Annotated in this window: 16 protein-coding genes, 2 tRNA genes and 3 rRNA genes; 14 read left to right on the top strand and 7 right to left on the bottom strand. The window is 52.0% G+C overall.

The window, feature by feature from the left end:
• Window positions 1-2 precede the first annotated feature (2 nt).
• The gene (locus SIB68_RS07795) at window positions 3-1,577 is read right to left on the bottom strand and encodes a B12-binding domain-containing radical SAM protein (RefSeq protein ID WP_063399136.1); all 1,575 of its coding nucleotides are present in this window, start codon (window positions 1,575-1,577) and stop codon (window positions 3-5) included.
• 151 nt (window positions 1,578-1,728) lie between these two features.
• On the opposite strand from SIB68_RS07795, the gene SIB68_RS07790 reads away from it, so the two are divergent.
• Window positions 1,729-1,821: a cytochrome b6 gene (locus tag SIB68_RS07790; protein ID WP_041384239.1), complete on the top strand. Its 93-nt coding sequence runs from the start codon at window positions 1,729-1,731 to the stop codon at window positions 1,819-1,821.
• On the opposite strand, the gene SIB68_RS07785 is transcribed toward SIB68_RS07790, so the two are convergent.
• Entirely contained in the window at window positions 1,808-3,043 is a 1,236-nt protein-coding gene (locus SIB68_RS07785) for an MFS transporter (RefSeq protein WP_063399137.1), read from the bottom strand. The two genes, SIB68_RS07790 and SIB68_RS07785, sit on opposite strands and share 14 nt — an antisense overlap.
• Window positions 3,040-4,458, bottom strand: a complete 1,419-nt coding sequence (gene rimO, locus SIB68_RS07780; RefSeq protein WP_063399138.1) for a 30S ribosomal protein S12 methylthiotransferase RimO — start codon at window positions 4,456-4,458, stop codon at window positions 3,040-3,042. The genes SIB68_RS07785 and rimO overlap by 4 nt, the downstream gene beginning before the upstream one ends.
• Window positions 4,459-4,566: 108 nt before the next feature.
• Here rimO and SIB68_RS07775 point away from each other — a divergent pair, with 108 nt between their 5' ends.
• Window positions 4,567-5,508 (top strand): vitamin K epoxide reductase family protein, encoded by a 942-nt coding sequence (locus SIB68_RS07775; RefSeq protein ID WP_063399139.1) that lies wholly within the window; start codon window positions 4,567-4,569, stop codon window positions 5,506-5,508.
• Between the two features lie 10 nt (window positions 5,509-5,518).
• On the opposite strand, the gene nadB is transcribed toward SIB68_RS07775, so the two are convergent.
• The 3 genes from nadB to SIB68_RS07760 form a co-directional block, all read right to left on the bottom strand.
• On the bottom strand, window positions 5,519-7,189 hold the full coding sequence (gene nadB, locus SIB68_RS07770; RefSeq protein WP_063399149.1) for an L-aspartate oxidase: 1,671 nt from the start codon (window positions 7,187-7,189) through the stop codon (window positions 5,519-5,521).
• A 70-nt stretch (window positions 7,190-7,259) separates the two neighbouring features.
• Window positions 7,260-7,622 (bottom strand): photosystem II complex extrinsic protein PsbU, encoded by a 363-nt coding sequence (gene psbU, locus SIB68_RS07765; RefSeq protein WP_063399140.1) that lies wholly within the window; start codon window positions 7,620-7,622, stop codon window positions 7,260-7,262.
• A gap of 112 nt (window positions 7,623-7,734) precedes the next feature.
• Window positions 7,735-8,526 carry a DUF3120 domain-containing protein gene (locus SIB68_RS07760; protein WP_063399141.1) on the bottom strand — a complete coding sequence of 264 codons (792 nt, stop codon included), beginning with the start codon at window positions 8,524-8,526 and terminating at the stop codon, window positions 7,735-7,737.
• A 95-nt stretch (window positions 8,527-8,621) separates the two neighbouring features.
• On the opposite strand from SIB68_RS07760, the gene SIB68_RS07755 reads away from it, so the two are divergent.
• The 12 genes from SIB68_RS07755 (at window position 8,622) to SIB68_RS07700 (ending at window position 21,310) form a co-directional block, all read left to right on the top strand.
• Window positions 8,622-9,503, top strand: coding sequence for an undecaprenyl-diphosphate phosphatase (locus tag SIB68_RS07755; protein ID WP_155724859.1), 882 nt, complete (start codon window positions 8,622-8,624; stop codon window positions 9,501-9,503).
• Between the two features lie 21 nt (window positions 9,504-9,524).
• A complete protein-coding gene (locus tag SIB68_RS07750; RefSeq protein WP_063399142.1) occupies window positions 9,525-10,922 on the top strand; it encodes a TIGR03279 family radical SAM protein in 1,398 nt (465 codons plus the stop codon).
• 24 nt (window positions 10,923-10,946) lie between these two features.
• On the top strand, window positions 10,947-12,680 hold the full coding sequence (locus tag SIB68_RS07745; RefSeq protein WP_063399143.1) for a TolC family protein: 1,734 nt from the start codon (window positions 10,947-10,949) through the stop codon (window positions 12,678-12,680).
• Window positions 12,680-13,492: an inositol monophosphatase family protein gene (locus SIB68_RS07740; protein ID WP_063399144.1), complete on the top strand. Its 813-nt coding sequence runs from the start codon at window positions 12,680-12,682 to the stop codon at window positions 13,490-13,492. The genes SIB68_RS07745 and SIB68_RS07740 overlap by 1 nt, the downstream gene beginning before the upstream one ends.
• A 623-nt stretch (window positions 13,493-14,115) precedes the next feature.
• A 16S ribosomal RNA gene (locus SIB68_RS07735) occupies window positions 14,116-15,600 on the top strand.
• A gap of 184 nt (window positions 15,601-15,784) precedes the next feature.
• Window positions 15,785-15,858, top strand: a tRNA-Ile gene (locus SIB68_RS07730).
• Between the two features lie 9 nt (window positions 15,859-15,867).
• Window positions 15,868-15,940: transfer RNA gene (locus SIB68_RS07725), tRNA-Ala, on the top strand.
• A gap of 491 nt (window positions 15,941-16,431) precedes the next feature.
• Window positions 16,432-19,308, top strand: a 23S ribosomal RNA gene (locus SIB68_RS07720).
• A gap of 107 nt (window positions 19,309-19,415) precedes the next feature.
• Window positions 19,416-19,532 (top strand): 5S ribosomal RNA (gene rrf / locus SIB68_RS07715).
• Together the 16S, 23S and 5S rRNA genes with 2 tRNA genes alongside form the textbook arrangement of a ribosomal RNA operon.
• 178 nt (window positions 19,533-19,710) lie before the next feature.
• Window positions 19,711-20,655 carry a YihY/virulence factor BrkB family protein gene (locus tag SIB68_RS07710; RefSeq protein WP_063399096.1) on the top strand — a complete coding sequence of 315 codons (945 nt, stop codon included), beginning with the start codon at window positions 19,711-19,713 and terminating at the stop codon, window positions 20,653-20,655.
• Between the two features lie 60 nt (window positions 20,656-20,715).
• Window positions 20,716-20,952 carry a hypothetical protein gene (locus SIB68_RS07705; protein WP_063399101.1) on the top strand — a complete coding sequence of 79 codons (237 nt, stop codon included), beginning with the start codon at window positions 20,716-20,718 and terminating at the stop codon, window positions 20,950-20,952.
• 1 nt (window position 20,953) lies between these two features.
• On the top strand, window positions 20,954-21,310 hold the full coding sequence (locus SIB68_RS07700; RefSeq protein ID WP_063399095.1) for a hypothetical protein: 357 nt from the start codon (window positions 20,954-20,956) through the stop codon (window positions 21,308-21,310).
• Window positions 21,311-21,414: 104 nt separating this feature from the next.
• On the opposite strand, the gene SIB68_RS07695 is transcribed toward SIB68_RS07700, so the two are convergent.
• Window positions 21,415-21,774 (bottom strand): DUF2834 domain-containing protein, encoded by a 360-nt coding sequence (locus SIB68_RS07695; RefSeq protein ID WP_063399094.1) that lies wholly within the window; start codon window positions 21,772-21,774, stop codon window positions 21,415-21,417.
• Window positions 21,775-21,946 lie beyond the last annotated feature (172 nt).

The following is a 21,946-nucleotide window of genomic DNA, read 5'->3' as shown; positions in this document are numbered from 1 at the left end:
ATTCAGACAGGTTGCAAAGTTTTTTGTGGGCTGGGTTCCTCTGGTGGAAGTGATTCAAGCTGTTCGCGAATCTCCCTCTGAACAATGGATCGGTATTCAAGGAAATGTTCGTTGTGGGCCAATACAACTAAGAACTGTTCAAGCATGGCTGGATTTTTGCGTGCCATGCCCAGCATGTAGCGCCAGAAACGGCTGCGGGTGCTGCGTTTGATGCCTTGTCTCCAGACGACAATGGCTAGAGCGCGAAGATCGATCCAGCTGGGTAATGTTGCCGTTCCTTGCCAACGAGGAGCTCCCATTTTTAGGTAGTAGGAGTAGACGCGATCCATATAGGCGTTGGGCTCATAAAGCGCACAGAAGGCCTCGACGTATTCGTTGGCGATGTCCCGGATGGGTCTGGTGGGCTGGAAGTTCAGCAGATTGGTTTGATTGACTCCTTTGGCAGCATCCTTGTCTTCAATCAGGCGCCCTTCTTTCTCTAGTCGATGCCATAGGGCTGTGTTTGGCAAGGCCTGGAGCATTCCCATCATTGCGGCGGGGATGCCAGTGCGGGTTACGAAATCAACAATCCGATCTCCTGCTCCATCTTTTTCACCATCAAAGCCGATGATGAAGCCTGCCATCACTCGGATCCCATTGGCGGTGATTTTGTCGACAGCTTCATCGAGAGGATGACGTGTGTTTTGAATTTTTCTAGCTGTTTCTAGACTGGTCTCATCAGGTGTTTCAATCCCCAAGAAAACACTTTCGAAACGGGCTTCGTGCATCATTCGCATCATCTCATCGTCATCGGCGAGATCTACAGAAGCTTCAGTAGCGAAACTAAAGGGATAGCCTTTTTCTTCCTGCCATTGTCGAATGGCTGGTAGCAACAACTTGGCATTGCGTTTATTGCCGATGAAGTTGTCATCCACAAGAAAGATCGAGCGTCGCCAGCCCAAGTCGTAAATCGACTGAAGCTCGGCAATTAATTGCTCTGGTGTTTTCGTACGTGGCTTGCGCCCATACAGCACGATGATGTCGCAGAACTCGCAATTGAATGGACAACCCCTTGAGAACTGAACGGACATGGAGTCGTAGGCATCCAGCTCGAGAAGGTCGAAGCGAGGGATGGGAGTTGAGGTCACATCCGGCTTGTCTCCTTCAGCACTGAAGCGGCCGCTGGTGTCACCGCGTTGAATGGCCTCTACAAACATTGGCAGGGTGATCTCTCCTTCATCGAGCACCTTGAAATCTGCTAGATCGATTTCGGGAGCTTCTGGCGTAGAGCTGGCGAATGGACCTCCAACAGCAACCGTAAGCCCACGTCGTTTGGCCTCAGCGATTTGCTGCTGCATGTCGTCTTTTTGAACGATCATCCCGGAGATCACAACAAGCTCGGCCCATTGCCACTCGGCTTCGCTGAGTTCTCGGACGTTGCGATCAACGAGCTTCATCTCCCATTCTTGAGGCAGCAGGGCTGCCACGGTGACTAGTCCGAGAGGTGGAAGCAGCACCTTGCGGTTCACCAGCTCGAGGATCTTCTCGTAGCTCCAGAATGTTTTGGGGAACTTTGGGTAGATAAAGAGCGTGCGCATGCAGATCTATGCGACAGAGAAGAGATGTGGAAGGTCGACTCGGGGCTTAAACCTCTCCGAGTGTTGGATAGGGAATTGCTGAAACCTTAGGCGCTTTGAGGAAGTGACGGCCCGATTTCTGATCTAATGGTGTTCAGCTGATTTGTTGCACATGGGCGTCGTTTTTTATTTGGTGTTCGTCGCAGTTGGCTTGGTGGCGGCATTCGCACTCACCAAGGTTCTTAAAGGCATCAAGCTGATCTGACCTCCACTAGTACGGTTCTGCCTTTTTGCCAGAACCCCCAGAGTGCTAGGCCAAGTCCGATTCCACCTGCGGTGGCGAAGGTGGTGGATAAGCCCGTTGAAATCACCATCTGAGCGGCAAAAATGCCACTTAGCCCTCCTCCCCCAAGGAAGGCGATTTGACTTAGCCCTGCCATGCGCCCACGCAAGACCTGAGGTGACCCCACCTGAGTGATCATGTTGCAGCTACTCAATAGGCCTGCAGTACCAGCTCCAATCAGCAGGGTCATTGTGAGGCTGAATGCTATTGGCGTGTTTTCAGTTTGAGCCATTCCCAATTGTGCGATGGCAGTGATGAGAGCGAACCCACTCAGAGTCAGAAATGGGCGTCTACAGAATCGATGGCTATTGCGTTGTAGTACCACCCCACCAGCAATGCTCCCTGCTGCAAGCACGCTGGTGAACACTCCAAGATCTCTTGGATCTGAACCCAAGACCTGGTCGGCGATTAGAGGGGCTAGACCAGGGTGGAAAAAACCTACCAAGCAGAGTGTTGCGGTGAAGCCCAGCACATGTCGAAGTGAAGAGCTGCTGTTGTGCCATGCATAGAGCATTGTTGATTGCTCACCCGGAACGCTGCGTTGTTCTTGGCTTCGGTTTGGATCGAGTAACCAGAGGAGACTGGCGATCGGTAGTAAGTAACTCGCGGCATCAATGCTGAGAGCAGCCGCAGGTCCTGTGATGACGAGTAACCAGCCCCCTATGGGCGGCCCAAGCAGTTTGCCTACGTTGAACACAATCGCAAAACTAGAGAGATAGGGGGCCAGTTGATTGGGCTCGTCTATCAATAGGGCGCAGTATTTATTGCGGGCAGTGAGTTCGTAAGCACTCGCTATCCCGACAAGCAACGTGCTGGTTAATAGCATTGTCACTAGCGCGGTTCCTGTCATCAGAGGAATGGCCAGTGCTCCCAGTAACGCAGCTGCTAAAAGGGCCCACTGGGCTTGCACAAGAACCCGTTCACAGCCGAATCGGTCTGTGCAGGTACCTGCTGCTCCACTGACCAGCAGGGTTGGCAGCGAAAGGGCGGCGAAGTGGGCGGCAAGCAACATTGGATTGTTGGTGCCGTCCATGAGGATCCAGCCTTTTGCAGTCATTCCAGCGAACGAGCCTGCTGTACTGATGCCAGAGGCTGTCAGAAAGATGTTGCGTTGATGGGCTCGCAAACAGGGGAATGGACTCACTGAGACGTCTGGGCTTTGACCGCCATGGCGTTGGTGTCTACCAGTTGGCCGGTGAGGTCATAGACATCAGAGCCGGTAATGAAGACAGGAACCATCGTTCCTGGACTGGCTTGAAGACCTTTCTCACTAGGCAATACCAACACCTCACCATCGACCTCCGGAGCGAAACGATCGCAGCGACCAATCATCGCTCCGGTTTCGGGGTTGTGTTGCTCGATCAGCACATCGATGGTGCGTCCAACCCATCGTTGGTTCCTTTCCGCTGAGATGGGTTGCTGAAGTGCCATCAATCGATCCTTGCGGGCTTCGGCGATTAAAGGTTCTACCCTGTCTGGCAGATCGGCTGCGGCGGTTCCATCTTCAGGAGAAAAGGTGAACACGCCAACGTGATCAAAACGCTGCCGTTCTATGAAGGCGGCGAGGTGATCGAAGTGCTCTTCAGTTTCCCCTGGGAAGCCGACGATGAGCGTGGTACGCAGGACTGCGTCTGGTAGCTGCTCACGAATCCGATCCAAGAGCCGTTCGTTCACATCCGTTTGCCAGGGACGGTTCATAGCCCTTAGCACCTCTGGATGGCTGTGCTGCAGTGGAAGGTCGAGATAGCGAAGCACATTTGGCACCTCCCGATAGGCCGCCAGCACCTCTGGAGTGAGGCCAGTGGGGTAGGCGTAATGCACCCTCACCCAGGGGATGTCTACCTCCCCCAGCGCCTTTAGCAGCTCTGCAAATTTGGGCTTGCCATAGAGGTCAAGGCCATAGTTGGTTGTGATTTGGCTGATCAGGATTAGTTCCTGCACCCCCTGCTCAGCCAGCTGGTGCGCCTCTGCCACAATCGACTCCACCGGTCGGCTGCGCTGGTCGCCACGCAGCTTTGGGATGATGCAGAAGGCACAGCGGTAATCACATCCCTCAGCAACTTTCAGATAAGCCACAGCCTGATCAGTGGTGCGCTGCCGGGGGAGAGTCTCATCGCCAACAAAGGTGGGGAATGCGCTGACACGGTTCACCCGTTCACCCGCTTCTACTCGCTTCAGCACATCGACGATGTGCTGATAGTCGCCGGTGCCGACGATTGCTTTTGCCTCCGGGATTGACTCGAGCAGTTCCTCCTGAAAATGCTGGGCAAGGCATCCGGCGATGATCAGTTCCTTGCCCTGTTCTGCTAGACCAATCAACGTCCGCACGGATTCCTCCCGCGCGTCCTGGATGAAGCTGCAGGTGTTGACCACCACGACGGCGGCATCGTTTTCATCGCTGCTGACGCTATAGCCGGCTTCTGTAAGCAGTCCCAGCATGTGCTCGGTGTCAACGCGATTTTTCTCACAGCCCAAATGGGCAAAGGCCACCGATGGTTTTTCTTGTTTGTGGGCTGTGGGCTTCATTGGTATGTCGGATCGCAACTCAGACTTGGTCATGGAAAGGGTTGATTTCTGGGCTGCCTAGGCAGTTCCCGCTAGGCGCCACCCTAAAGAGAGGCTGACTTCTTCCAGGGCTGCCACAATTCTTAGATCTGTGTAGCCGAAATGGGTTCGTCTCGCCTCACCAGCCGCCGCCGTCAGGATCAGGGGTTGAAGTGGCCTCGGATTGCGATGGCGGTGCTTGCCACCGTTGGGTTGATCGATACAGGTTCAATCACTCTGAATCGCTGGGGATGGATTGGATCTCTCACTTGTCCTGGGGGAAATGAAGGTTGCGACAAAGTTCTCAATAGCGCCTGGGGAACGCTGTTTCAGGGAGATGGCGTATCGATTCCACTTTCAGTGCTGGGCTTTTTGGCCTATTTCGTCATTTTGGTGATGGCTGTGTTGCCCTTGTTGCCAGGGCTTTCAGAGAACCGAGCAGATCTGTCCCGCCGCACATGGTGGGGGCTGTTTGCATTCTCTTGCGGTATGGCCGTGTTCAGCCTGATTTTGATCGGGTTGATGGTGTTCAAGATCGATGCGTTTTGTTTCTTCTGCGTTCTTTCTGCTGTCCTATCAATCTGCCTGTTGGTCTTGTCGTTAATTGGAGGCGGTTGGGATGACCCTGGAAAGTTGATTTTTCGTGGTGTTTTGCTTGCCCTGGCAGTGTTGCTCGGAGGTTTGATTTGGTCTTCGGTTGTTGATCCGAGCCGTCCTGGCGTTGGTGTAGGGGGGCCAGGTGTCCCTCCAGTTGTGAAGACGGCGAGTACGCCATCTGCGCTGGCTTTGGCTGAACATCTCAAAGAGACTGGTGCAGTGTTCTATAGCGCTTATTGGTGTCCTCATTGCCACGAGCAGAAGGAGATGTTTGGTGAAGAGGGCTCCGCGCAACTGCAGGTCGTTGAGTGTGCGTTAGATGGTCAGAACAGTCAAAGAGATCTTTGTGAACGCAAAGGGATTGATGCTTTCCCTACCTGGGAAATTAACGGGGAGCTCGAATCCGGAGTGAAACCGCTCAATAAGCTGGCTGATCTGAGTGGCTATCAGGGCGCGAGGCAGTTCTGAAGCAGCCCAGTTAGGACCTCACTGGCCGTGTGGAGAGGTCTTCTCCTCGCTTTTGCCGTGAGTGGCGTTGCCATTGAGGCATTTCTGCAGGGGCATCAGTTCTGAAATGTCCGCCGCGACTTTCGCGGCGGAACAAACAGGCTTCCAGCAGTAAGGAGCTGGTCATCTGGCGATGGTTGAGGTCCAGTAGCAAGTTGAGGTCCCTTCTGGCTGTGTCATCGAGGTGATGGCAAATTTCTTGAGGCTGATGGCTTACCAGCTTGAGCAAAGGCTGTTCACCAATGTGCTGTAGATCCTTACGGATGCTCGCGAGGCTTTGTTTCATTCCCTTGGCAGAGCGATCTACACCCGCCGTTCGCCAGCAAAGTTCTCGCAGATCTGTAATAGCGCGAGTTAGAGACTCGGCAGTTGCAGTGCCATGGAGTTGCTGATAGCAAGGCTCGGGGGAAGAATCTCTTTGATGAACACCCAGCTGAGGCAAAGAGCCCAGGTCGATTGTGGCCATTTGTCTGGCAAATACCATGCATTCCATCAGTGAGTTGCCAGCGAGTCGGTTAGCTCCATGCACTCCGGTGCAGGCCACTTCCCCAATCGCATAGAGCCCTGGAAGATTGGTTGCGGCTTGAAGGTTGGTGGCGATTCCTCCCATCCAGTAGTGAGCTGCTGGAGCTACCGGGATCGGTTGATTGAGTGGATCTAAACCTAATTCCCGACAGCGTTCCAGGATTGTTGGGAAACGGACCTCGGCCTGCGCTGAAGGGATGGGTGTGAGATCTAGGCCAAGATGCTGGACCCCTTGGTGATGCATGGTTTGGATGAGGGACCGGCTGACTTGGTCGCGGGGAGCAAGATCACCAGCGCTCAATTCCTTTACAGGACTTTGCCCCTGGGCATCAACCAGTACGGCACCTTCGCCTCTGACTGCTTCTGAAATCAGAAAGCATGGAGCTCCTTCCAGTTTCAGAGCTGTGGGATGAAACTGCACGAATTCAAGATCCTCGATCGTGGCGCCTGCTTGCCAGGCAAGGGCTAAGCCTTCTCCGCAGGCCTGAGCCGGATTGGTGGTGTTTGCGAACAGATGGCCACCGCCACCAGTTGCCAGGACTACCGCTCTGGCCGAAAGCCAATGGAGCAGCGTTCCATCGAGCACTTGTACCCCGTAGCAGCGATTGTGCTCAATCCAAAGCTGGGTGGCGCGTACCCCTCGCCGGTGCAAGAGGTTGGGGCGCCGTTCCACTTGCTCTTGCAGCGCTTCAACCAAGGCGCGGCCCGTTTGGTCCTGCACATGCAGCACTCTTCGATGGCTATGGGCTGCCTCCAAGGTGGTGGCTAGCGCATCACCTTCGCGGTCAAAGGCCATCCCAAGCTTCTGGAGACGTTGAACGCAGTGGGGAGCTTCTTCTACAAGTTGTCTGACAGCATCAGCATCACAGAGTCCTGCGCCTGCTTTGAGAGTGTCTTCTGCATGGCTCTCGGCGCTGTCTTTAGGTCTTGTTACTGCGGCGATGCCACCTTGAGCCCAGCGGCTGGAGGAGTGGCGGCTGGTGTTGCGGTTCAGCAAAAGCACCTTCAGCTGAGCAGGCAGCTCAAGGCAGGTCATCAGCCCTGCTGCCCCTGCGCCGATCACCACGACATCCCAGGGACCGTTAGGAATGGGCGTGGATGGGTTAGAGAGACTCATGAAACCTACAAAAAAGCCGCCGGGTGTACCGACGGCTTGCGGTTGAGCTGATTGTTGAGTGAGGAATCGTTTATCTGTATTGACCGTCGTTGATCCGATCGAAACCTTCATTCACAGCAATTTCTTGGTCTGTGACAGTGAAGTTGTCTTTGTACTTGTCGAAAACAGATTTTTGTGAGGCATCAAGAACTGATGAGGCATCACTCACGCTGGCATAAGGACCGCCGACAACAATTTTTCCGGCGATGGTTGGGAACATGCCGGGGAACTGTCTAAAGGCTCGTACTGATGAGTTGTTTAGGTCCACCTTTTCGCCTCTATCTCCGAGTTTTTCGTCAGAGACATTGGCGTAGGCGGACTGGGGAAATATCAGGGCCATTAGCAGGCCTGTCATCACCAGAACCCCAGTAAGCAAAGACAACAGGCGCTTCATCAAATACTCCGCAGTGGATCGGAAACAGGTCTTCCGGCTATGCCGGTCTACCAACTTTACAAGTTTGGACAGGAACTTAACCCAGGACTGTGATCAGCTTTTGCAGTTCGTTTCAGATCAAGCCGCTCAACCCTGGGTTGATTAGGGCTGCAATCAGGAAAAGTCCATCGATTATTACCGTTGTCACTAGTACTGCACTGGCTACAGCCCATGTGTTGCGAAATTCTGAAGCCAGACGGGTTTTTTGCTGCATAGCTTGCGCCAGCAGCACGATCAGCGTTGCTGCACAGACCAGAGCGATAAGGGGTAGGGGATGAAGAAGCTGCTGAGCAGTTTCGTGAAGCAATCTTGGTGCTTGCTGTAGTGGAGCCATCACCACAACAGGCCATTGATTCATGACACCGGTCATGACCATCATCAGATCAGTGCAGGCTGTTCCAAGCAGGGAGGCCAAATAGAAACTTGAACTCAATCTCCAGCGGCTCGAAAGCCCCAACAGGGCAATAGGCAGCACTACAGATTCAACGGGTAAGTGCCACAAGGGCTGTGTTCTCAGCCATCCCCAGTAGAGGCATCCCGCGAGCCAGCTGCCGCTAACCCCTATCAAAAGCTCGCCAGCCACCGCCCATCCCCGTTGGCCGATGAGGGCAAGGGGAATGCCAAGAGCGAGCAGGAACAGCGTGAATAAGCAGGCTGATAATGGATTCAGGCGTACCCAGGGGGCCTGCACAAAAACAGGCAGCACGACCAGGGCACCTGCCCAAAGTTGCAATTGCTGAAGGTCTGAAAAATTGGTGTCGAAATCTTTTTCAGATATTTGCGATTCGACAGGATTGCTCAGGGGTTGATTCCGTACAAATGTGCTGCTGTCGGGCTGTTTTTTTTTGATTAAGCCGCTGGACAAAGCACCCCCTCACTATGCAGTCAAGATATTGAACCTTATAAGACTGTCTGGAATTACGCTGCTTTGGCATTGGACCCATGGGGGCAATAGCCTCCATGGGTCCAATGTTTTCCTTGATGATTCTCCTGGCTGCGACCTCTGAACTGCTGGCCGCCTGTTGGAGGAACTTGGTGCTGGGAGTGGTGCAAGGCCTTACGGAGTTTTTGCCGATTAGCAGCACAGCTCATTTGAAGGTCGTTCCCATGCTGGTTGGTTGGGGTGACCCCGGCGTCTCTGCGACAGCCGTGATCCAACTAGGCAGCATCTTGGCGGTGATCGCTTATTTCAAGAGGGATCTTGCTGAGGTCCTTAAGGGCATCGCTTTAGCGTTTAAGCATGGTCAGTGGCGTGAACCGAACGCCCGTCTCGGTCTTGCGATTGCTATAGGGACGATGCCGATTCTGTTGGCGGGTATGGCGATCAAGCTTTTCTGGCCTGGTTACGAGGCCTCTTCAATTCGCAGCCTGCCTTCAATCGCAGTGGTTTCGATTGTGATGGCTTTGCTGCTGGCATTGGCTGAGAGCTTCGGCTCGCGGCTGAAGCAAATGCATCTAGTCAAGGGGCGTGATGGCTTTGTAGTGGGCTTAGCTCAGGCGCTGGCCTTAATTCCGGGTGTGTCGCGCTCGGGTAGCACTCTGACGGCCTCGCTATTTGATGGCTGGCAGCGTGAAGATGCTGCGCGCTTTTGTTTTCTACTTGGTATCCCGGCGATCACTCTGGCCGGTCTGGTTGAACTCAAAGATGCCTTTGCGGAGCTCTCATTAGGAGGAGTTTTGCCGCTGCTTGTTGGAATCGTTTCTGCGGCGTTCGTGTCATGGTTGTCGATTGATTGGTTGCTCAAATACCTTCAAAGGCACAGCACTTGGATCTTCGTGGCCTATCGCTTGTTGTTTGGGGTGTTAGTGCTCGCCTGGTGGTTGAGCGGCAGATCAAACTAAAACAAACCGCCCTCCTCATTTGTGTGGAATGAGCCCTCCGCTGGTGTTGCGGTGTCAGCATTGGATCCTGAATCTGCGGCGCCCCAACCACGACCTGCCGTAGTTGCATCGGTTGAGAAGGGATCGATCGGAGAGCAATTGGGCTTTGAACCCGGCGATCAACTTTTAAGTGTTAATGGGGTGCGACCAAGGGATCTGATTGATTATCGCTACCTGATCGTTGAGGAGGAGCTTCATCTCGAAGTCAGGGATGCAACCGGGGCATTCCATCAAGTGGATCTTGAGAAAGACTCTGATGATGGTTTGGGTTTGGCTTTTACAGAAGCCTTATTTGATGGGCTTCGCCAGTGCAACAACCACTGTCCTTTCTGTTTCATTGATCAGCAGCCACTTGGCCGACGCAAGAGCCTCTATCTAAAGGACGATGATTATCGCCTCAGTTTTCTCTATGGGTCTTATCTGACTCTTACCAATCTTAAAGAGGCAGATTGGCAAAGGATCGAGGCACAGCGCCTTTCACCTCTTTTTGTTTCTGTCCATGCAACTGAGCCATCCTTGAGGGCTCAGTTGCTGAAGAATCCCCGCGCGGGACTTCTTCTTGAGCAGTTGGAGTGGTTCACTGAGCGCGATCTTCAGGTCCATGCCCAGGTGGTGGTTTGCCCTGGCTTGAATGACGGTTTGGCTCTAGATCGCACCTTGCGTGAGCTTGCTGATTTTGGAACGGGTGATTGGCCTGCTGTGCTTTCAGTGGCGGTGGTGCCGGTGGGATTGACCCGTTTTCGTCCAGCAGATGATGGATTGTTGCCTGTTGGTTCTGCTTGTGCAAGGCGTGTGATTAGCCAGGTGGAGCTTCTTCAGGATCAGTTTCAGGCTGTTATGGGATCCCGTTTCGCGTGGCTTTCGGATGAGTGGTATCTGATTGCAGGTGCGCCTCTTCCACCTCGCAGTACCTACGAGGATCTCCCGCAACAAGAAAATGGCGTTGGCAGTATCCGCTCCTTTTTGGAAGCTCTTGACCAGGCCACGGTCATTCTTCCCAAGCGGTTAAGGCCGCCCAGGCGCTGCAGTTGGGTGGTAGGTCGGTTGGTCGAGCAGGCTCTGGGTCCTGCTTGTGAACGACTCAATGCGGTTGAAGGCTTGGCAGTGGAGTTACATGGGCTGCCAAGTCCTTATTGGGGGCAGGATCAGGTTGTAACCGGTTTGCTCACTGGTCATGACTTGCTTGTGGGATTGAAGTCTCTTGATCTTGGCGATCAGTTACTCCTGCCTTCAGTGATGCTGCGTCAGGGTGAGCTTGTGTTTCTAGATGACATGACTCTGGAACAACTAAGTGAGGAGTTGCAGATCTCGATACGTATCGTGCATGGGGCGGCTGACATCGTGGCTGCTGCGATGGGAGATGGCCAAGAAATTCATTAAGCTCCCCGCAGTTTTCAAATTGCTGTGCGTCTGATTACCGCAAGACTTTTTCTCCTTGCAGGCGTATTGGCTCAAGGGTGCACTGGTGTTCGAGCTCAACAGTCGCTTGAGGTTCAACAGCATGGCAGCAGCACTGATCAAGCGCCTGCCTCACTAGAAGCTGAGGCTGATGGTTCAGCTTTAATCGATCAGTCGACTCTTCCTAGCGCCATTGAGCTCAAGGGATCTCGACCGAGGGTTGACCCTTCAGCAGTTAAGCCTGCAGCAACTAGTTTGCCTGAGCCTCTTTCTTCGCTTGGGGCCACGCCAAGTCTTGCGCTGCCAAATAAAACTTCAGAGGTGAGGATTAGGGAGCTTCGCCCTCTCAGCTTGTCTGAAGTAGAGCAATTAGCTGAAGTCAATAGTCCCAGCCTCAAAGCGGCAGCGAGTCAGGTAGAGCAAGCAAAGTCAAACCTTTTAGCTGCTCTTTCAGCCTGGTATCCAACTTTAAGTCTTAAATCTAATGTTAATTTCGCAGGGGATGAGGGGCGCAGCAACTCTGAGAATCATCAGCAAACCACTGAGGAATATACTTTTGGGGAAGAATGGATTACAAGTTTTGATGCCACTTTGAACTGGAATCTTATTGATCCTGCAAGAGCTCCTCAAATTGCATCGGCTAGAGATAGTTTTGAAAAGCAGAGAGATACTTATCTGATTGCACTTCGCGACTTACGTTTAAATGCCGCAGATCTTTATTTTAAATTGCAGCGAGCTGATGAAGGTGTGGGTATTGGTCAAAATGCTGTTCGTGCTTCTCTCGTGAGTTTGCGTGATGCTCAGTCTCGATTGCAAGCAGGGGTCGCGACCAAGCTTGAAGTGCTCGAGGCGGAAACTCAGCTTGCTCGCGATACTCAGTCTTTAACTCTTGCCTTAGCTCAGCAGAATACGGCACGTAGAACTCTTGCTCAATTGTTAGACTTGCCCCAAGATGTAACTCCTACAGCGGCTGATCCTGTTCAAATTATTGGTATTTGGCAGCCCTCCCTTGAGGAGAGTATTATTGCAGCTTATGCCTTTCGTGAGGAACTTGATAGCTTAATACTTGATATCTCTATTAATAATAGTAATGCCAATGCTGCTCTTGCCGCAGTGCAGCCAGTTATTAAGCTCACTAATACTTATCAAGCCATTCGAAGAGAGGGTCAAGCTGGGCTAACTATTGATGACTCTGTCGACTGGACGCAACATTCATGGACGTCTGACAACACAGTTGGTTTGGGCTTCACCTGGAATATTTTTGATGGAGGGAGAGCAAGGGCTCAATATCGCCAGAACAAACAGAAGGCTCAGCAAAGTGAGTTTGAATTCGCAGAAAAGCGTGATCAGGTTCGCCTAGAAGTTGAGCAAAGTTTTTTTAATCTTCGTGCCTCTAACCAAGATATCAAGACAACGAGTATTGGAGTTTTATCTTCAAGAGAATCACTTCGATTGGCGCGTTTGAGATTTCAGGCAGGAGTGACAACGCAAAGAGAGGTTGTGAATAATCAGCGTGATCTTAAACAGGCCAAGACTCTCTATGCAGATGCAATGCTTAAATACAATCAAAGCATGATCCAGCTTAGTCGCCGAACAGGTTTGGATCAGATTGCGGCTTGTGATTCCTTAGAGCTTTCCAATAAGAAGCCGAAAGATGATCTCTTTGACTCGGCCGCAGTTCCTATCAAACCTTCTCCGCTCACTCCAGCCTGCAAGGCTTCCATCCTGCAAGCTGAGTGATGAGTAGTGGGCCTTTGCCTGAATCTCTTGGTTCTTTGCAACTGAGCGCAGTTCATCAACTCCTTGATCGAGTTGCAGATCGTCAACGTCAAGACTTTGGCAATATCGTTTCCGATTTCAAGCCTGACGGTTCATTGATTACTTCTTGTGATCGTTGGAGTGATGCAGCCATCGTCGCTGGTCTTGCTCAGATTGTGGAACAGGAGGGTGTGTTGAGTGAGGAAGGTTCCAAATGCGTTCCTGATTCACCGGCTTATTGGGTGGTTGATCCTTTGGACGGCACTACGAATTTTGCAGCCGGTATCCCTTATTGGGCTATTTCCATGGCTCGCTTTGTGGGAGGAAGACCAGTGGAGGCTTTTCTGGATGTTCCTTCCCTTAATCAGAGAATTGTGGCTATTCGAGGTGAGGGTGTTTGGCGTAATGGCAAGCGGCTGACGAATGAAACGCGTTCGACTGGTAGTGCCTGTGTCTCCCTTTGTAGTCGTTCCATTCGGGTCCTGCAGCGCAGGCCTGATCAACCGTTTCCCGGTAAAATCCGACTCCTCGGTGTGGCCAGCCTTAATCTGGTGAGTGTGGCCATGGGGCAAACTGTTGCTGCTTTAGAAGCTACGCCGAAGATCTGGGACCTTGCTGCGGCTTGGTTAGTCCTCAATGAGCTCAATTGCCCCATTCAATGGTTGGCTGCAGATCCTGCTCAGCTTCATCCTGGGCAAGACTTGACTGCGGCTGACTTTCCTGTTTTAGCGACTGGTTCCCCTGCAGAAATGCAGCGTTTGCGCTCTTGGGGAGAGGCTTTACTGCATGGCTGAGTCAGGTCAGGATTGAGAAGAGATTGCGAGAGGGGTATGGAATGGGCTATGTTTTTGGACTGCGCGAAGGGCTGAGCCCTGTAGCGCAACCCACGCGGTGCTGATAGCGAAAGCTTGAGGTGTCAGTGGGCGCTTACAAGATCAGAGGAGCGATCCGCTGGTGTTGTAGGTTTTAGAAGCGATCGTAAGATCGCAGCGCCTGACACTCCTTACAAGGGAGTGGAGGAGCAGAACCTGGACAACTTAAGAGTTTAGGAACTGACGCTTTTGTCGCGTTTAGGCCCGATGAGCAGCGATCAAAAGCTGATCAAAAGGTTTGAGCAGATATGCGACGAGAGTGTGAGGTCCCGTCAAAAGAAATGAGTTGCAGAAACCTGTTACAGCATCAATTTTTGCTTTCACGGGCGAGGATTGATGTCAAAGGTGTGACAGGTGAAAGCAACGACCGGATCTGAGATCCTGGAAAGTCACAGAAGGAAGAGATTCTGAAGTGCACTCTTGTAATCCTTCTGTCAGAGGAAGGAGGCAACAACTGCTTGTCGTACGCCAGTGCGAATGAGTGGGTGAAGCAAATCAGACTGAGTGATGAGCCTGTAAGGGTTGATTGCGAGAGGGTTTGATCTACTACGGAGAGTTTGATCCTGGCTCAGGATGAACGCTGGCGGCGTGCTTAACACATGCAAGTCGAACGAACCTTCGGGTTAGTGGCGGACGGGTGAGTAACGCGTGGGAATCTGCCCTCAGGAGGGGGATAACGGTTGGAAACGACCGCTAATACCCCATATGCCGAGAGGTGAAATGAATTTCGCCTGAGGATGAGCCCGCGTCTGATTAGCTAGTTGGTGAGGTAATGGCTCACCAAGGCATCGATCAGTAGCTGGTCTGAGAGGATGATCAGCCACACTGGGACTGAGACACGGCCCAGACTCCTACGGGAGGCAGCAGTGGGGAATTTTCCGCAATGGGCGCAAGCCTGACGGAGCAACGCCGCGTGAGGGATGAAGGCCTCTGGGCTGTAAACCTCTTTTCTCAAGGAAGAAGATCTGACGGTACTTGAGGAATAAGCCACGGCTAATTCCGTGCCAGCAGCCGCGGTAATACGGGAGTGGCAAGCGTTATCCGGAATTATTGGGCGTAAAGCGTCCGCAGGCGGCTTTTCAAGTCTGCTGTTAAAACGTGGAGCTTAACTCCATCAAGGCAGTGGAAACTGATTGGCTTGAGTGTGGTAGGGGCAGAGGGAATTCCCGGTGTAGCGGTGAAATGCGTAGATATCGGGAAGAACACCAGTGGCGAAGGCGCTCTGCTGGGCCATAACTGACGCTCATGGACGAAAGCCAGGGGAGCGAAAGGGATTAGATACCCCTGTAGTCCTGGCCGTAAACGATGAACACTAGGTGTCGGGGGAATCGACCCCCTCGGTGTCGTAGCCAACGCGTTAAGTGTTCCGCCTGGGGAGTACGCACGCAAGTGTGAAACTCAAAGGAATTGACGGGGGCCCGCACAAGCGGTGGAGTATGTGGTTTAATTCGATGCAACGCGAAGAACCTTACCAGGGTTTGACATCCTGCGAATCTCTTGGAAACGAGAGAGTGCCTTTGGGAACGCAGTGACAGGTGGTGCATGGCTGTCGTCAGCTCGTGTCGTGAGATGTTGGGTTAAGTCCCGCAACGAGCGCAACCCACGTTTTTAGTTGCCAGCATTCAGTTGGGCACTCTAGAGAGACCGCCGGTGATAAACCGGAGGAAGGTGTGGATGACGTCAAGTCATCATGCCCCTTACATCCTGGGCTACACACGTACTACAATGCTACGGACAAAGGGCAGCAAGTTCGCGAGGACAAGCAAATCCCATAAACCGTGGCTCAGTTCAGATCGTAGGCTGCAACTCGCCTACGTGAAGAAGGAATCGCTAGTAATCGCAGGTCAGCATACTGCGGTGAATACGTTCCCGGGCCTTGTACACACCGCCCGTCACACCATGGAAGTTGGCCACGCCCGAAGTCGTTACTCCAACCCTTGTGGAGGAGGACGCCGAAGGTGGGGCTGATGACTGGGGTGAAGTCGTAACAAGGTATCCGTACCGGAAGGTGCGGATGGATCACCTCCTAACAGGGAGACAACACAATGATTTTGATGTCTGAGTATTTTAATTCTTAGGCCGAAATCCTGTCACCTTAGGTCGATCGGTACCTCAAGTTGAGAATCAAAGAAAAGCTGATTAATCAGCTTGGAGATTGATGATTGATTTTAGTTCCTAAACTTGTCTAGGTCACACCCCGCAAGGGTTACTCCTGGGCCATTAGCTCAGGTGGTTAGAGCGCACCCCTGATAAGGGTGAGGTCCCTGGTTCAAGTCCAGGATGGCCCATTCGGTGTTGGGGGTTTAGCTCAGTTGGTAGAGCGCCTGCTTTGCAAGCAGGATGTCAGCGGTTCGAGTCCGCTAACCTCCACTGACGAATCTTCTGACAACGAGCCAATGGTGAGAACCGTTGTGTGATGTGATTTAGAATTTAAGTTTGCTGGCAGACCCTAGCTTCTTATCATTCCAGGACTCAATCAATTGAGATGAGGTTGATAGGACGCTGGGCTCACTGTAATTCGCAAGAATTTCAGAGATGTTCAGCAGAACCTTGACAACTGCATAGGTAAGTCTGGAAAGAATAAAGCATCTCATGGATGCATTGTTCTTGGCAATCAGCTAATGCAATCTACGTCAGTAGAGAGCTGAGGTTGATCAACGAGAATGATGTTTGATTCTTGAGTCAAGAGCCGAGACTCTATAGCGTTCTTTCGATGTCATCGAGGCATCGAGAGTTTGATTGGTGATTCAAACCATCTTCAATGACAAACAATTCAGTTTAACTGGAGAAGTTTGAGATTGAAGCCAGGTGAATTGCTAAGAATACGTATTCAACTACGTGAAGCGTTATAGAGATTAATTGGTCAAGCTACAAAGGGCTCATGGTGGATACCTTGGCACACAGAGGCGATGAAGGACGTAGTTACCTGCGATAAGTCTCGGGGAGCTGGACACACGCTTTGATCCGGGAATTTCCGAATGGGGCAACCCCTAGTACGGCCAGCTGAATCCATAGGCTGGTGCGAGCCAACCCAGCGAACTGAAACATCTTAGTAGCTGGAGGAAAGGAAAGTAAAAACGACTCCCTAAGTAGCGGCGAGCGAACGGGGAAGAGCCTAAACCGATGGTTTCGACCATCGGGGTTGTGGGACAGCAATGTGTATCAGGGATGTTAGGAGAAGTGTTTGAATGGCACACCACAGAGGGTGAAAGTCCCGTAACCGAAAACTGAACTGAACTAGCTGTATCCCGAGTAGCACGGAGCACGTGAAATTCCGTGTGAATCCGCGAGGACCACCTCGTAAGGCTAAGTACTACTGTGTGACCGATAGCGCAACAGTACCGCGAGGGAAAGGTGAAAAGAACCCCGGGAGGGGAGTGAAATAGAACATGAAACCATGAGCCTACAAGCAATGGGAGCCCGACTAAATCGGGTGACCGTGTGCCTGTTGAAGAATGAGCCGGCGACTTATAGGCACTGGCAGGTTAAACCGGAAATGGTGGAGCCATAGCGAAAGCGAGTCTGAATAGGGCGATCGTCAGTGTTTATAGACCCGAACCCGGGTGATCTAACCATGGCCAGGATGAAGCTTGGGTGATACCAAGTGGAGGTCCGAACCGACTGATGTTGAAAAATCAGCGGATGAGCTGTGGTTAGGGGTGAAATGCCAATCGAACCCGGAGCTAGCTGGTTCTCCCCGAAATACGTTGAGGCGTAGCGTCTAGTGCTCCAGCAGGGGGGTAAAGCCACCATTTCGGTGCGGGCTGCGAGAGCGGTACCTAATCGAGATGAACTCTGAATACCCTGTGTGTAACTAGGCAGTCAGACTGTGGGGGATAAGCTCCATAGTCGAAAGGGAAACAGCCCAGACCGCCAGCTAAGGTCCCCAAATCAACACTAAGTGATAAAGGAGGTGGGATTGCCCAGACAACCAGGAGGTTTGCCTAGAAGCAGCCATCCTCAAAGGAGTGCGTAATAGCTCACTGGTCGAGCGATCCTGCGCCGAAAATGAACGGGGCTAAGTGTTGTACCGAAGCTGCGGATTTAACTTGTTAAATGGTAGGGGAGCGTTCTATGTGGGGCGAAGCGTTAGCGTAAGCGGGCGTGGACTGCATAGAAGTGAGAATGTCGGCTTGAGTAGCGAAAACATGGGTGAGAATCCCATGCCCCGAAACCCTAAGGGTTCCTCCGGCAGGCTCGTCCGCGGAGGGTTAGTCTGGACCTAAGGCGAGGCCGAAAGGCGTAGTCGATGGATAACAGGTCAACATTCCTGTACCGGTTATGTTTTGGGAAGGGGGACGGAGAAGGCTAGCCAAGCCAGATGTTGGTTACTGGTTTAAGCGTTCGAGGCGTTGAGGAGCGGCGAAAACGTTCTGAGCTGAGGCGTGAATACGAGCTGCTACGGCAGCGAAGTTGGTGATGTCATGCTTCCAAGAAAAGCCCTATACCCGTTAAGGCATAACTGCCAGTACCCGAAACCGACACAGGTAGGGTGGTAGAGAATACCGAGGGGCGCGAGATAACTCTCTCTAAGGAACTCGGCAAAATGGCCCCGTAACTTCGGGAGAAGGGGTGCCAGCGAGAGCTGGTCGCAGTGAAGAGGCCCAGGCGACTGTTTACCAAAAACACAGGTCTCCGCTAAGTCGCAAGACGATGTATGGGGGCTGACGCCTGCCCAGTGCCGGAAGGTTAAGGAAGCCGGTCAGCGTAAGCGAAGCTGGCGACTGAAGCCCCGGTGAACGGCGGCCGTAACTATAACGGTCCTAAGGTAGCGAAATTCCTTGTCGGGTAAGTTCCGACCCGCACGAAAGGCGTAACGATCTGGGCGCTGTCTCGGAGAGAGGCTCGGCGAAATAGAATTGTCTGTGAAGATGCGGACTACGTACACCCGGACAGAAAGACCCTATGAAGCTTTACTGTAGCTTGGTATTGTGCCCGGGCTCTGAATGCGCAGGATAGGTGGGAGACGTTGAAGTAGTGCTCGTGGGTGCTACTGAGTCAATGGTGAGATACCACTCTTTCAGAGCTAGGGTTCTAACGTTCACCCGTTATCCGGGGAGCGGACAGTATCAGGTGGGCAGTTTGACTGGGGCGGTCGCCTCCTAAAAGGTAACGGAGGCGCGCAAAGGTTCCCTCAGGCTGGTTGGAAATCAGTCGACGAGTGCAAAGGCAGAAGGGAGCTTGACTGTGAGACCTACAAGTCGAACAGGGACGAAAGTCGGCCTTAGTGATCCGACGGTTCTGAGTGGAAGGGCCGTCGCTCAACGGATAAAAGTTACTCTAGGGATAACAGGCTGATCTCCCCCAAGAGTTCACATCGACGGGGAGGTTTGGCACCTCGATGTCGGCTCATCGCAACCTGGGGCTGAAGTCGGTCCCAAGGGTTGGGCTGTTCGCCCATTAAAGCGGTACGCGAGCTGGGTTCAGAACGTCGTGAGACAGTTCGGTCCATATCCGGTGTACGCGCAGGAACATTGAGAGGATTTCTCCCTAGTACGAGAGGACCGGGAGGAACGCACCTCTGGTGTACCAGTTATCGTGCCAACGGTAAACGCTGGGTAGCCATGTGCGGAGTGGATAACCGCTGAAAGCATCTAAGTGGGAAGCCCACCTCAAGATGAGTGTTCCCATGGCATAAGCCAGTAAGGTCACGGGAAGAACACCCGTTGATAGGCTCTACGTGGAAGTCCAGTAATGGATGCAGCGGAGGAGTACTAATAGACCGAGGGCTTGACCATCCATTTGGTTCTTGCCCGAGAAACAAGTTTTATTCAATTCAGAGCATCATTCGCAAGGATGATGACCTATGCAGTTCTCAAGGTTCACTCCTTGGGAATGATTTTATCCTGGTGTTCATGGCGATGTGGAACCACTCCGATCCATCTCGAACTCGGTTGTGAAACGCATCAGCGGCGACGATATTTTAGGGGTAGCCCTCTGAGAAAATAGCTCAATGCCAGGTAAAACATTTCCGCATGTAGATCATCAACCTCTAGAAAGAGTTGTTGATTTACCAAGAAAAAGCCACCCCTGCGGGTGGCTTTTTTGATGTGCAAGTCAGTGTGATTTTTAAAGAAGATAATCAAATAGACACCTGAGGTCTTTGATTGGCTGGCGCTAGCGTTATTAGCAGTAGATGAATGCCAAGCGTGGAGCTTCGTTGGAAACGTTGGGCTAGATGGTTGGTCGCAAGTTTGTGGCGGGCTTACCTTCGCTGGATGCGTTGTGATTGTGTAGATCTTAGTGCTGCTTTTGCTTATTACACGTTGCAGTCATTTTTCCCAATTCTGTTGATTTCGCTGTCTGTAGCCTCTTGGTTTCTTGGCCGTCAGCATGGTCTTGATCAGCAAATTGTTGACTTTACTGCGCAGGTTCTCCCACCTTCTGTTGTTGGTTTGGTGGAATCAACATTGGTCAAACTTGTCAAACAAGGCTTTGGTGCAGGATTGCTCGGAGCTGTGTTCCTGATGGTGACTGCTGGTAACGCCTATTTAACTTTGCAGCGTGGTGCTGATCGTCTTTGGCGAGACCTGTTGCCCTTGCCCTCAACACCTGCACCATTTGTTGTTCAGCTAACCCGCTTCCTTCGTGCTCGAATTGAGGCTTTTGTGGTCGTGATCCTGGTCGGGCTGCTTCTGGTTGTTGATCAGATCAGCGTCAATGTACGCATGATCCCAGGTGCTGTTTGGGATGAGCTGATTCGCACGACACCATGGCTTGCCGCTTTGTTGTCTCGAGTGCCTGTGCTTCAGGTAGGTCAGTTCGTTGTGCCATTACTTGGCCTCTCTGGGATGGCATTGTTGTTGCAGGCTTTGCTACCTAGTAGACGTGTACCACTCAGACCTCTTGTCCCTGGGTCTTTTTTGATTGGTACGCTTTTAACGATCCTCAACTTGGTCGTTAGTCGAAGCATTCTTTCGCTGGGCACGCGTTATCAGGCTTATGGTTTCATCGGTGGTGTTCTGGTGCTCACCTTTTGGGTTTGGATGGTAGGTGTGATCCTTTACTTTGGGCAGTGCTGGAGCGTGGTTCTTGCCAGTAGGAGTCGGCATCAATGGGGAGAACCGAACCCGCTAAAAAGCTGATTTCACAACGTCTTCAGTCAGCATAAAATTGATTTTTAATTGATTGTTGTGCCTTCTCTGATGCGAGCACGCTCTGCTCGGTTGCCGCCGGCCTTTGCAGGCATGGCTCTATTGAGTATGGCGATAGGTGCGGTTGTGCTGATTACAGGTCTTACTCTTTTGGCCGTGCCTGTAATGCTGCTGATCGGATTTGTGGTGGCCCTTGTTGCCGGAGTCTTTTTTGGAGGCTGGGCTTTGATCGAAGTCTTAGCAGCCTTGGAGTCTTGGATGGAGCGGGACGCCCGCTTCCAGCGTTGAAATGGCCAGGCCTTCTCCTCTGATTTGGTTGGCCCTTCTGCTGATCTTGCTGTTACCCACTGCAGCCGGGCGGATTTTGCTTGATCTCGCTGGTGGGTTAATGCTTGTCGCTTTGGTCTTACCGTTTTTGCTAGCTGGCTTTGGTTGGTTGGGTTGGCGTGTTCTTCAGTCCCGCATGGTGACTTGTCAGGCTTGTGGACTGCGCACTTTTGGGAGCTCTGGTCAGTGTCCTGTCTGTGGTGCAGGCCTGTCTGATACTTCAGAGTTAGGTGATTTTAAAGTTGATGGAGGGATTTCTACCCCTGCTAGTGCGGCCACAATTGATATTACGGCTGAAGATGCTGGTTCAGAGGATTGATGATCTTTAGATACTAATCAGTGTGTTGATCCGCTCCTATTGAGAAGCGTGTTTTGTTGAATAGGAGGTTGAAAAAATAAACTAGAGCTACCAACAGTGTATTTCTAGTTCTCAGCATGATTTGCTATTTCTTGTAGCCGACGTTCACGCAGGAAGAGAAATAATGGTGCGGCAAATGCGAAGGCAATTGTGATGCTACTTAAAAGCACGATCCATAGGTGTCGCATTTGAAGTCGTCGACTCTCTACAACGATCCAGATGGTGATAGCACTAGCACCTATGATCAGATCTCGGGATAAAGATTGAGCTGCAGGATTTGCATTCGATAGTGCTATAAATAAGCTGATATCAAAGTCTGGACCGTATTGCTGCATAAAGTCGATGTTGGCTAGTGTGGGAAGGATTGCTCCAGTGATTGCCAGGATCAAGTAGACCCATTGCAGCAAACTATTTGGTGCTTTCATGCCACTCGTGAGGTGATAATCTCAACGCTAGTGAAGAAGCCATGTGAAACCACTGATTAGTTGTATATGTATGATTACTGGTCTGAGTGTCGTCAGTGCCTTCATAGAGGCGAACTGCTGTTCAATGCGCTGGGCCTGAAGAACAAGTGGCAAAGCCTTGGAAATATCCTTT

Origin of the sequence: Prochlorococcus sp. MIT 1323 (genome assembly GCF_047304905.1) — a bacterium.
Classification (GTDB): Bacteria; Cyanobacteriota; Cyanobacteriia; order PCC-6307; family Cyanobiaceae; genus Prochlorococcus; species Prochlorococcus marinus_D.
This window is presented reverse-complemented; position numbering and strand designations above follow the sequence as displayed.